The sequence below is a fragment of the Planococcus sp. ISL-110 genome (genome assembly GCF_018613575.1).
Taxonomy (GTDB): domain Bacteria; phylum Bacillota; class Bacilli; order Bacillales_A; family Planococcaceae; genus Planococcus.
In genome coordinates, this window is sequence record NZ_JAGGPX010000019.1 from 16557 (window position 1) to 29073 (window position 12517).

Genomic DNA, 12517 nt, shown 5'->3' on the forward strand with positions numbered 1-12517 from the left:
AAACTTCAATCAGTTGGGATTTTCTTCATCCCCATTATTGTTAGTTGATCCAATCAGACCGTTAAAGCGGGATAAATAACAAGCTTGAAAAGAGGAACCGCATAAATGAAAATAAATGAAATTATAGTAGTTGAAGGAAAAGACGATACAGTAGCAATTAAGCGTGCAGTCAATGCCGATACAATCGAAACGAACGGTTCAGCTATAACGCCGGAGACGCTGCAGCGGATTGCTCATGCCCAGCAGAAACGGGGCGTCATTGTTTTTACAGATCCCGATTATCCCGGGCGGCGGATCCGTGCTATTATTGAAGAACACGTGCCTCAAGCCAAGCATGCATTTTTAGCCAAAGAAAAAACAATTGCCAAAAACGGCAAAGGCTTAGGAATTGAGCATGCCCGTGATGAAGACATCCGTGAAGCCTTGCAAGCGGTCTATACGCCGTTGCAGGAAGAACGCGCTGTAGAGATCACCATGGAAGATTTGATCGATGCAGGGCTTGTTGCTCATCCACAAGCCAAGCAGCGCCGCATCCAAATCGGCAATGATCTGCAGATCGGCTATACCAACGGCAAGCAGCTTCAGAAGCGGCTCTATATGTTCGGTATATCCAAAGACCAGTTTATCAAAGCGGTACAAGCGTTAACTCAGGAGGAAAACCAATGACGAAAGATATAGCTACACCTATCCGGACCCAGCAGATCATGGCGAAATACGATTTGAAAGTGAAGAAGAGCCTAGGACAGAACTTTTTGATCGACCCCAATATTTTACGTAAAATTGTCGGGCAGGCAAAGTTGACGAAAAAGTCTGCTGTCATCGAAATCGGTCCGGGAATTGGCGCGTTAACTGAACATCTAGCAAGAGAAGCAGGAAAAGTGCTGGCTTTTGAAATTGACCAGCGTCTCTTGCCGGTACTGGCCGATACATTGTCGCCGTACGACAATATTTCCATTGTCCATGCTGATATTTTGAAAACCGATGTCCAGGCGGCCATCGACAGCGAATTGGCCGATTACGAAGATATCGTCGTCGTAGCCAATCTGCCTTATTACGTCACGACTCCCATCATTTTAAAGCTGTTGCTGGAAAAACTGCCGATTCGCGGCATGGTCGTCATGCTGCAAAAAGAGGTGGCTGAGCGCATTACAGCAAAACCTGGGACAAAGGCCTATGGCTCACTGTCCATCGCTATCCAGTACTACACACAGGCCGAAATGGCGTTGACTGTTCCGAAATCAGTCTTTCTCCCACAGCCGAATGTCGATTCCGCTGTTATCCGCATGACCAAACGGGAAGTGCCGGAAGTTGAAGTCATTGACGAAGACTTCTTCTTTAGCGTTACGAGAGGGTCGTTCGTCCAACGAAGAAAAACTATTTTAAACAACCTTCAAGTGGCCATGCCTTTAGGAAAAGAGAAAAAAGAACTGATCCTGAAAGCGCTGGAAGAAGCGGAAATAGATCCGATACGGCGTGGAGAAACTTTGACGATCAAGGAATTCGGTCTGCTGGCCGACAAATTATACGCTTATTTCCAGTAAAATCGGTATACTGTTACAATTTCGGCACATGTTTTTTCAGATTAAAGATATTTCGAGTAAATAAATATTGACAGCACCGGATAGTCGCTGATAAAATTATAAATTTGCTTGACTATTCCATCATATTATGGTAGAATTTTGTCTATAGTGAGGTGTAGACAAAATGCCCAAAACTTTGGCGGATATTAAAAAGTCGTTAGACCTACATTTAGGAAAACGATTGCTTTTAAAGGCAAACGGAGGTCGCAAGAAAACGGTTGAACGTGCCGGAATCCTGCGCGAAACGTATCACTCCGTGTTCGTGATTGAGCTAGATCAAGAAGAGCATGCATTTGAACGCGTGTCTTACAGCTACGCAGACATCTTAACTGAGGCGGTAGAAATTACCGTGTACGAAGGAACTGAAGATGCACTTGTTGTGAAATAATTGAATTATATTTATATGTTACTTCAAAACTTGCTACTGCTTATCCAAGCGGAAGGCGAGTTTTTTTGTTTCTGCCGGGACTTTGCTTTCCATTGCCCAGCGGTATGTTAAAATAGTCTTCATTAGAATATAAAGGAGGCAGTGGGATGCTCTACGTAAAAGCGCCTGCCAAGATCAACTTAACATTAGATGTTTTACATAAACGTCCAGATAATTACCACGAAATCGAAATGATCATGACAACGGTGGATTTGTCGGACCGCATTGGATTGATGGGGACATCCAAAGGCATACATATTCAGTCTGCAGATCGCTTTGTTCCGAACGATTCCCGCAACCTTGCCTATCAGGCGGCGCAATTGATCAAAGACACCTTCAATATTAAGACCGGTGTCATCATCTCGCTCGATAAAAGAATTCCGGTTGCTGCTGGCTTGGCTGGAGGCAGCAGTGATGCGGCAGCGACATTAAAAGGATTGAACAAACTTTGGCAGTTAAACCTGTCACTTGATGAGCTGGCTGAACTGGGTGCTAAAATCGGATCAGATGTTTCCTTTTGTGTCTATGGAGGCACAGCCTTAGCAAAAGGGCGTGGTGAAATTATCCAGGAATTGCCGACTCCGCCAAATTGCTGGGTCATTTTAGCAAAACCGACAATCGGTGTTTCAACAGCCGACGTCTATGGTGCATTCGACGTTCGAACAGCTCAGCATCCAAATACGGAGGAAATGATCCAAGCGCTCCACGCCGGCGATTATGAAGCAATGTGTGATAACTTGGGCAATGCACTTGAGAGCGTCACTTTAAAGTTGTATCCGGAAGTTGAACAGATTAAAGAACAGATGAAAAAATTCGGCGCAGATGCTGTTCTGATGAGCGGCAGTGGGCCGACGGTTTTCGGTTTGGTGCATCAGGAAGCACGCATTCCGCGCATATACAATGGCCTGCGTGGCTTTTGTTCAGAAGTTTATGCGGTACGCTTGATTGGCGAACGGGAGCCACTTGCCTAAATACGGACATTTATGGTAAGTTTTCTATAAATCATTCGTGTTTAGGAGAGGGTAGTATTGAAGTGGAAGCGCAGTGAACGGCTTGTCGATATGACACATTTTTTATTGGAACACCCGCATAAATTGATTCCGCTGACTTATTTTTCGGAGTTGTACCAATCGGCCAAGTCTTCTATCAGTGAGGATTTGGGGATTGTCAAAGAAACCTTCGAAGAAAAAGGGATTGGTCTGCTGATGACTGTCCCAGGGGCAGCGGGCGGCGTTAAATATATTCCTAAGCTCCAAGCTCATGAAATCAAGGCCATTATGGCGGATCTCATGGAAGAGTTGAGCCACTCTGACCGTCTGTTGCCGGGCGGTTATTTATATATGACTGATGTACTGGGCAATCCGGAGATGATGAACCGTGTCGGCAAAGTATTTGCCACGGCGTTTGCCAAAGAAAAAATTGATGTCATCATGACGGTGGCCACTAAAGGCATCCCGATCGCCCATGCGATTGCCCGGCATTTGAATGTGCCTGTGGTTATTGTCCGCAGAGACAGCAAAGTCACAGAAGGCTCTACAGTAAGCATCAATTATGTCTCAGGGTCTTCTCGACGGATCCAAACGATGGTGCTGTCAAAACGCAGCATGAAGAGCGGCCAGCGCGTGCTCATCACCGATGACTTCATGAAAGTCGGTGGGACGATGAACGGCATGAAAAATCTGCTGGAAGAGTTTGAATGCACCTTAGCGGGTGTGGCTGTGCTTGTAGAAGCGGAACATTCGGATGAACGGCTCGTAGAAAAGTATCTGTCCCTCGTCAAATTGCATGAAGTCAGTGAAAAAGAACGGACCATCGCATTGGAAGAAGGAAATTACTTTGAAAATGGAGGAGTTTAATATGAATTATGTAGCGACAGACAAAGCGGCAGCGGCGATCGGGCCATACTCACAAGGTGTGGTTTCCGGAGGAATTCTCTACAGTTCAGGTCAAATTCCATTGACAGCGACAGGAGAATTGGTTGAAGGCACCATCTCTGACCAGACACATCAAGTATTTTTAAACCTGAAAGCTGTTCTTGCCGAAGCGGGTTCGTCTCTTGGCGAAGTCATTAAGGCCACAGTTTTCATTAAAGATATGAATGATTTTGCGGAATTGAACGAGATTTACGCAACTTATTTTGGCGATCACAAACCGGCGCGTTCGACCGTTGAAGTGGCACGTTTGCCAAAAGACGTAAAAGTGGAAATCGAAGTCATTGCAAAAGTGAACAACTAACATCAGATGTTAAATAGAGAACTGCAGGCCTGCTCGCTAAAATTGAGTAGGACTGCAGTTTTTTATTTTATTAAGCAAATTTTCTAATAAGTTTTGTGAATTATGAAGGAGATTAGTCCTTTTTAGCGAATACCCATAATTAGGGTTTAAAATAGCAGCTGAGAGAAGGGCGATGAGAGAATGGAAGTAACAGATGTGAGATTACGACGTGTACAAACTGATGGCAGAATGAGGGCAATCGCTTCCATCACACTGGATAACGAGTTTGTCATTCATGATATTCGTGTGATTGATGGAAATGAAGGCTTGTTTGTTGCGATGCCAAGCAAAAGAACACCAGATGGAGAATTTCGGGATATTGCACATCCGATCAATTCAAGCGCACGCACCAAACTTCAAGAAGCTGTCTTAACTGCATATGAGCAAAGTGAAAACGAGTCGGTATTGGAAAATGCCAGCGTTTAATGGAGCTGAATCAAGGGGCCTTCGATATCAAATGGGCTCTTTTTTTATTTGACTTTTTTTGTCATGGTATTGTCATGCCTTGAAACCTTGAAAAATCAAGGTTTTTCCGCTATAGTCAATAAGGAAAAGTGAATTTTTTTAATTGACATAGCCAGTTTAAAAACTGGATTTCACAAGTGACATAAATAAATGGCCGATAAGATTGGCGAAATGGGCTACTTATCAGCTCATGAATGGAGGGGCAAGGAATGGCAAATACATATGCAGTAATTTTAGCGGCCGGCCAGGGCACGCGCATGAAGTCGAAATTGTACAAAGTGCTTCATCCAGTCTGTGGCATGCCGATGGTTGAGCACGTCACAGGCAACGTCGAGAAGCTTGGCGTTGAAAAGATCGTGACCGTTGTCGGGCATGGCGCTGAAAAAGTTCAGCAGCAACTGGGCGAGAAAAGCGAATACGCGCTGCAAGCGGAACAGTTGGGAACAGCTCATGCAGTGCAGCAGACAGCTTCATTGATTGAAGGTCTTGCGGGAACGACTTTGGTTGTTTGCGGGGATACACCGTTGATCCGCCCGGAAACGATGCAGGCATTGCTTGACCAGCATGAAGAAACTCAGGCAAAAGCGACAATCCTGACAGCAATCGCCGATAACCCGGCAGGCTACGGACGGATTCTTCGCAACAGTGCTGGCATCGTCGAAAAGATCGTCGAGCAAAAAGACGCATCTCCGGAAGAGCAGCAAGTCAAGGAAATCAATACAGGCACTTACTGCTTCGATAACGAAGCCTTGTTTGAAGCGTTAAAACTGGTTTCCAATGACAATGTCCAAGGTGAATACTATTTGCCTGACGTTATTGAAATCCTTCAAAAGCAGGGAGAAATCGTTGCTGCTTATGCAACAGACAGCTTTGACGAAACACTGGGTGTGAATGACCGTGTGGCATTGAGCCAAGCGGAAAGTACCATGCGCAAACGGATTGCTGAAAAGCACATGAGAGCCGGTGTTTCGATCATCGATCCAGCTACTGCCTATATCAGCGCACAAGCTGAAATCGGAGCCGATACTATCATCCACCCGAACGTCACGATTGATGGGGATACGAAAATTGGAGAAGACTGCATCATTTCTTCAAACAGCCATATCGTCAACAGCGTAATCGGGGACCGTACGACAATCCGCAGTTCAGAGATCCATGATAGCAGCATCGGAACGGATACAGCTGTGGGGCCATTTGCACATATCCGTCCGGAAACCGTTTTGGGTAATGACGTGAAAATCGGCAACTTTGTCGAAGTGAAAAAATCGGAAGTCGGAAATGACAGCAAAGTTTCCCACTTAAGCTATATTGGTGACGCTCATGTCGGTACAGGTGTTAATATCGGCTGTGGTACCATCACGGTTAATTACGATGGCAAAAATAAATTCCAGACCATCATTGAAGACAACACCTTTATCGGCTGCAACTCAAATCTGATTGCACCGGTCACGGTAGGCCAAGGATCTTATGTGGCGGCAGGCTCGACGATTTCAAAAGATGTACCAAAGGGTTCATTGGCGATTGCTCGTGCGCGCCAGGAAAATAAAGAAGGCTATGCAAACAAATTGAACGGTAAAAAATAGGAGGGTTCACACCTAATGGGCTATCAAAATGCAAACTCGAAATTGAAAATCTTTTCACTGAATTCGAACCAGGCACTGGCTGAAGAAATTTCAGAACACGCAGGCATTCCACTTGGAAAAAGTTCGGTTACACATTTCAGCGATGGTGAAATCCAGATCAATATTGAAGAAAGTATTCGCGGTTATGATGTATTTATCGTGCAGTCGACTTCTCAGCCAGTCAATGAAAACTTGATGGAGCTATTGATCATGATCGATGCCGTCAAACGTGCTTCTGCCCGCACAGTCAATGTCGTGATTCCCTACTACGGTTATGCACGCCAGGACCGTAAAGCCCGTTCACGTGAACCGATTACCGCAAAATTAGTAGCGAATCTTTTGGAAACTGCCGGAGCTACACGCGTTATTGTTCTTGATTTGCATGCTCCTCAAATCCAAGGATTCTTTGATATTTTGATTGACCATTTGGTAGCTGTACCTTTGCTATCCGACTATTTCCTGAATGAAAGTGGCATTGATCTGGAAAATGTCATCATCGTTTCGCCGGATCATGGCGGAGTTACACGTGCGCGCAAAATGGCAGATCGCTTGAAAGCACCGATTGCGATCATCGACAAGCGCCGTCCTCGCCCGAATGTCGCGGAAGTCATGAACATTGTCGGTAATGTGGAAGGCAAAACAGCCATCATCATCGATGACATCATTGATACTGCAGGAACGATTTCAATTGCGGCCAGCGCCTTGATCGAAAGCGGTGCGAAAGAAGTCTATGCATGCTGTACCCATCCTGTCTTGTCAGGTCCCGCCGTACAACGCATCAACGACTCGGTTATCAAGGAATTGATCATCACCAACTCGATTGCATTGCCGGAAGAAAAGAAATCTCCTAAGATCAAGCAATTGTCTGTTGCACGCTTATTGGCCGAAACAATCGTCCGTGTCCATGAGCAAAAATCTGTCAGCACTCTTTTTGATTGATCCTGGGCAACACTTTTTATACTCTAGGTTTCATTATTGTAAGAAAAGGGTATATACTGTTTATGTACCTATCGTGAATTATGTACTTTTTAATATAACTGGAGGCTGAAAGTAATGACTGTAAAAATGACCGCACAAAAAAGAGAAAGCAGCAATAAGAATTCTGCATTAACTGAACTTCGTTCGAAAGGACATGTACCAGGCGTAGTTTACGGCTTTAAAACTGAAACGACACCGGTAACTGTATCTGAAATCGAATTGATTAAAACTTTGCGTGAATCTGGACGTAACGGCGTAATCAGCCTTGAAATTGATGGCAAAAGCACAAACGTTGTATTGAGTGATTATCAAATGGACGCTTTAAAAGGCAGCTTTAAGCATGTCGACTTTTTAGCGATCAACATGTCTGATGAGCTAGAAGTGGCTGTAACTGTTCACTTGATCGGCGAATCAGTAGGCGAAAAAGAAGGCGGCTTTATCACTCAGCCGAACCACGAAGTATCTATCCGCGTGAAACCTTCTGATATTCCGGATGCATTGGAAGTGGATACTACTGAACTGGCGATTGGCGAAACAATCACTGTCGGCGATATCCGCGGAACTGTCTCTTATGAAATCTTGGCTGAAGACGAATTTATCCTTGTTTCTGCAACAGCTCCACGTACACAGGAAGAATTGGACGAGCTTGAAACTGTATCTGATGAAGATGCAGAACCAGAAGTGGTTGGCAGCGAAGATTCTGAAGAAGAAAAAAAAGAAGCGTAAATGTGAATGAAAAATAGGGGCTGTCGAGAGACAGTCCCTATTTTTTTGTTTCAGGATTAATTATGGTAAAATAGAAGGCAGTGAAAAAGCAAAGGAAGATGGGTATGAAACTGATTATCGGCTTGGGAAACCCGGGCAAAGCATATGAAGACACACGCCACAATATCGGCTTTAAAGTGGTCGATTATTTGGCAAGCCAATGGAATGCGCCGTTGACGCAGGCAAAATTTAAAGGGATGTATTCCATTAGCCATCGTCCTGAAGGCAAAGTGATGCTGCTAAAGCCGTTGACTTACATGAATTTGTCGGGCGAGAGTGTCAGTGCACTGATGGATTACTATGGCATCGAGCTAAAAGACATCATTGTCATATACGATGATCTGGATTTGCCTGCTGGACAATTGCGGTTGCGCCAAAAAGGCAGTGCCGGTGGCCATAATGGCATCAAGTCATTGATTCAGCATTTAGGTACCCAGGAATTCAATCGGCTGCGTATCGGCATTAGCCGTCCACCAGCAGGCATGAAGGTACCGGATTACGTGCTGCAGCGCTTCTCGAAAGAAGAGGTGCCGGAAGTGGCGGATGCTATCAAAAAGAGTGCAACAGCTTGCGAAACTTGGCTGTCCAAATCCTATCTCGAAGTAATGAATCAATTTAATGGAGCATAACCGCTTTGACGCATTTAGCGTTCAGAGCTTTTTTCTGTTTCCTGTGTTTTTTTGAAAGGAGGAAGTTGGATGAATCATATTTTACAGACCTTTTCGGAGGATACCCATACACAAAACTTTATAGCCGATTTGAAGAAAGGGCAGGATCATCAGTTGATTTCCGGTTTATCCGGCAGCGCGCGGCCGATTTTCTATCAAACAATCTGGTCCGAAGCGGAAGCCCCTTTATTGATCGTGACGCCAAACTTATTGCACGCGCAGCGTGTATACGATGACTTGGTGCGTCTGGTCGGCGAACAGCAGGTCCACCTTTATCCAGCGGAAGAATTGATTGCTGCAGAGGTATCTTTTTCAGGTCCTGAATTGCGGGCTCACCGCATCGATACGCTTGATCATATGAAGAGTGTCGGCAAAGGGATTTACATTACGCCGGTGGCAGGAATGCGCAAGCTCTTGCCGGCGAAAGAGCAATGGGATTATGCCACGTTGCGCATCGCAGAAGGCGAAGAACTTGATACAGGCGAATGGCTGTTGAAATTGGTGGCAATGGGCTATTCCCGTACGCCAATGGTGACCACTCCGGGAGAGTTTGCGCTTCGCGGAGGAATTTTGGATATTTATCCGCTGAACTTTGAACATCCAGTACGCATCGAGTTGTTCGATACCGAAGTGGATTCATTGCGGCTATTTTCAGCCGATGATCAGCGTTCGCTCGAGAAAGTCCAATCGCTGTGCATCCTTCCGGCAAGTGAGTTGGTGCTGTCGAAAGACCAGCGCATCGGGCTGGCGAAAAAGCTCGAAACCCAACTTGCAGCCAGTTTGAAAAAAATCAAAACTGACGATACGAAAGCTTTGATGCTCCAGCATATCCAGCACGATATCGATTTGTTGAAACAAGGCGAGATACCGGAGCAACTGGCAAAATATGCTTCAATGATCGAGACCCAATCAGCGTCTTTAAGCGATTATTTCCCGGGCAATGGACTGGTCTTTTTTGATGAACTGGGACGAATCCAGGAAATGACGGATACACTGGAACGCGAAGAAGGCGATTGGATTGTTTCGTTGTTGGAAGAAGGGAAGTTTCTTCATGATGTCCCGTTAACCTATACTTTCCGTGAAATGATGGCGAGGCTTCAGCAGAAAGTGACGTTCCTGTCTTTATTCGTCCGGACATTCCCGATGGTATCGGTCAAAAAGTCCATCGTCTTTTCGTGTAAGCCGATGCAATCTTTCCATGGACAAATGCATCTCCTGAAAGCCGAAATGGAGCGCTGGATCTTAGGGAAGTTCCAGATTTTTATTGTGGCTCAAGGCGACGAACGCCTTCAAAAAGTGCGTGCCGTTTTAGCGGATTACGATATGGAAGCAGAGATTGCCTCGCCTTTGACGGAAATTCAAGGCGGAAAAATCTATTTGGTTGACGGGGAATTGTCGACAGGGTTTGAAATGCCACTGCAGCGTTTGGCCGTCATTACGGATTCGGAGTTGTTCAAGCAGCAGCCGAAGAAGAAAACACGTGCTCAAAAACTGACAAATGCAGAGCGTATTAAGAGCTATTCCGAAATCAAACCGGGCGATTACATTGTGCACATCCATCACGGCATCGGCCGTTTTGTAGGCATCGAAACCCTGGAAAGTGGAGGGGTCCATAAAGATTACCTCCACATTGTCTACAAAGCAGATGATAAATTATTCGTACCGGTCGATAAAATCGACTTGATCCAAAAATACATCGCATCTGAAGAAAAAGAACCCAAGCTGCATAAGATGGGCGGCGCGGAGTGGAAGAAGACCCGCACGAAAGTATCGGCAGCAGTCCAGGACATTGCAGATGACTTGATCAAGCTTTATGCAGAGCGGGAAGCGTTAAGAGGCTTTGCTTTTTCCGAAGAGCAGGACATGCAGCGCCAATTTGAAGCGGAGTTCCCTTATGAAGAAACCGTCGATCAATTGCGCTCGATCAATGAAGTCAAGCGAGACATGGAAAACGAACGGCCGATGGACCGCCTGATCTGTGGCGATGTCGGCTATGGCAAAACAGAAGTCGCCATCCGCGCGGCATTTAAAGCGGTATTGGACGGCAAACAAGTGGCATTTCTCGTGCCAACGACGATATTGGCGCAACAGCATTTTGAAACGATGAGCGAGCGGTTCAAGGATTATCCGATCACGGTCGGCTTGATGAGCCGTTTCCGCTCGAAAAAGCAACAGACCGAAACCGTCAAAGGCCTGAAGAATGGTTCGGTTGATGTGGTTGTCGGTACACACCGTATTTTATCGAAAGATATGCAGTACAAAGATCTTGGGTTATTGATCATCGATGAAGAACAGCGCTTTGGTGTAACCCATAAGGAAAAGATCAAGCAAATGAAGACTAACGTAGATGTTCTGACGCTGACGGCAACACCAATTCCACGGACGCTTCATATGTCGATGATCGGTGTGCGCGACTTGTCTGTCATTGAAACACCGCCAGCCAATCGTTTCCCCGTGCAAAGCTATGTTATGGAGCATAATGGTGCGCTCGTACGCGAAGCTATTGAACGTGAAATGGCGCGCGGCGGGCAAGTGTTTTATTTGTATAACCGTGTGGATGACATGACCCGGAAAGTAGAAGAAATTCAAGCATTGGTACCCGAAGCACGCGTCGGCTATGCTCACGGACAAATGAATGAAACCGAACTGGAATCGGTCATCTTGAGCTTCCTTGACGGCGATTATGATGTCTTGGTGACGACGACCATCATCGAAACCGGCATTGATATTCCGAACGTCAACACCTTGATTGTTTACAACGCCGACCGTATGGGCTTGTCGCAGCTTTATCAATTGCGCGGGCGTGTCGGTCGGTCGAGCCGTGTGGCTTATGCGTACTTCATGTATCAGCGCGACAAAGTGCTGACCGATGTGGCAGAAAAACGCCTGATGGCCATCAAGGAATTCACTGAGCTTGGTTCCGGCTTCAAAATCGCCATGCGTGATTTGACGATTCGCGGGGCAGGCAATCTGCTAGGTTCACAGCAGCACGGCTTTATTGACTCTGTCGGCTTTGATCTTTATTCACAGATGCTCCAGGAGGCAATCGACGAACGCCAGTCAGGGGTCAAAAAAGAAGTGGTTCCGGAAATTGAAATTTCACTCGATGTTGATGCCTATATTCCAGATTCTTATGTCAGTGACGGCTACCAGAAGATCCAAATGTACAAGCGCGTCAAAGGCGTGGGTACGGAAGAGGAAATGACCGAGCTGCAGGATGAATTGATCGACCGTTTCGGGGACATGCCGAATGAAACTGACCTTTTGCTGCGCATTGCCCGCATGAAAGTATGGGCGCGCCAAGTAGGAGTGGAATCGATCAAGCAACACGGCAAAGTCGTGACCGTCAAATTGAGTGAAAAAGGCACAACCAGCATCAACGGCGGCAAAGTGGTGGAGGAATCTGCCGCCTACGGCCGCGCTGTCGGGTTCAGCATGGCCGGCCAGCAACTAGTCATGTCCATCGATGAAAATAAAACCAAAAAACTGCATCCGTTCGATGTATTGGAAGGCATGATCAAACTACTGCCGGAATCGCTTCGTGAAGAAAAATCGGTTAGTTGAAATGAATTAGTTATTTACAATAGTACTGGCTTGCTTTGGATATTCCATAAACCAGCTTCGCTTTCGATCCCGCAGGATATGGGTCATGCAGCTGGTGCTCCAGAAAGACACGGTGCCAACTGCCAAGGGCTTGCGCCGAACTAACTCGGGCCATGCTCGAGGGGATTTTTTGTA

The 12517-nt window shown here is 46.0% G+C and carries 12 protein-coding genes; all 12 read left to right on the plus strand.

The features are described 5' to 3' along the window. Positions 1-105: 105 nt before the first annotated feature. The 12 genes from rnmV (at position 106) to mfd (ending at position 12343) form a co-directional block, all read left to right on the plus strand. Positions 106-666 (plus strand): ribonuclease M5, encoded by a 561-nt coding sequence (rnmV, locus tag J7I83_RS13305; protein ID WP_215101508.1) that lies wholly within the window; start codon positions 106-108, stop codon positions 664-666. Further along, positions 663-1541 carry a 16S rRNA (adenine(1518)-N(6)/adenine(1519)-N(6))-dimethyltransferase RsmA gene (rsmA, locus tag J7I83_RS13310; RefSeq protein ID WP_215101510.1) on the plus strand — a complete coding sequence of 293 codons (879 nt, stop codon included), beginning with the start codon at positions 663-665 and terminating at the stop codon, positions 1539-1541. Before rnmV ends, rsmA begins: the two co-directional genes overlap by 4 nt. A 163-nt stretch (positions 1542-1704) precedes the next feature. Beyond that, positions 1705-1968, plus strand: a complete 264-nt coding sequence (gene veg, locus J7I83_RS13315; RefSeq protein ID WP_006830753.1) for a biofilm formation stimulator Veg — start codon at positions 1705-1707, stop codon at positions 1966-1968. Positions 1969-2114: 146 nt separating this feature from the next. After that, entirely contained in the window at positions 2115-2978 is an 864-nt protein-coding gene (gene ispE / locus J7I83_RS13320; RefSeq protein ID WP_215101512.1) for a 4-(cytidine 5'-diphospho)-2-C-methyl-D-erythritol kinase, read from the plus strand. 57 nt (positions 2979-3035) lie between these two features. Beyond that, complete coding sequence (gene purR / locus J7I83_RS13325) at positions 3036-3863, plus strand: pur operon repressor (protein ID WP_215101514.1); 828 nt, start codon at positions 3036-3038, stop codon at positions 3861-3863. Between the two features lies 1 nt (position 3864). Next, positions 3865-4242, plus strand: coding sequence for a RidA family protein (locus J7I83_RS13330; protein ID WP_215101516.1), 378 nt, complete (start codon positions 3865-3867; stop codon positions 4240-4242). A 180-nt stretch (positions 4243-4422) separates the two neighbouring features. Then, positions 4423-4707, plus strand: a complete 285-nt coding sequence (gene spoVG, locus J7I83_RS13335) for a septation regulator SpoVG (protein WP_146559519.1) — start codon at positions 4423-4425, stop codon at positions 4705-4707. A gap of 248 nt (positions 4708-4955) precedes the next feature. Then, positions 4956-6329, plus strand: a complete 1374-nt coding sequence (gene glmU, locus J7I83_RS13340; protein WP_215101518.1) for a bifunctional UDP-N-acetylglucosamine diphosphorylase/glucosamine-1-phosphate N-acetyltransferase GlmU — start codon at positions 4956-4958, stop codon at positions 6327-6329. Between the two features lie 15 nt (positions 6330-6344). Then, positions 6345-7307, plus strand: coding sequence for a ribose-phosphate diphosphokinase (locus J7I83_RS13345; RefSeq protein WP_215101520.1), 963 nt, complete (start codon positions 6345-6347; stop codon positions 7305-7307). Between the two features lie 114 nt (positions 7308-7421). Further along, entirely contained in the window at positions 7422-8072 is a 651-nt protein-coding gene (locus J7I83_RS13350) for a 50S ribosomal protein L25/general stress protein Ctc (RefSeq protein WP_215101522.1), read from the plus strand. Positions 8073-8176: 104 nt separating this feature from the next. Beyond that, positions 8177-8740: an aminoacyl-tRNA hydrolase gene (pth, locus tag J7I83_RS13355; RefSeq protein ID WP_215101524.1), complete on the plus strand. Its 564-nt coding sequence runs from the start codon at positions 8177-8179 to the stop codon at positions 8738-8740. A 69-nt stretch (positions 8741-8809) separates the two neighbouring features. Further along, entirely contained in the window at positions 8810-12343 is a 3534-nt protein-coding gene (mfd, locus tag J7I83_RS13360; protein ID WP_215101526.1) for a transcription-repair coupling factor, read from the plus strand. The last annotated feature ends 174 nt before the right edge of the window (positions 12344-12517 follow it).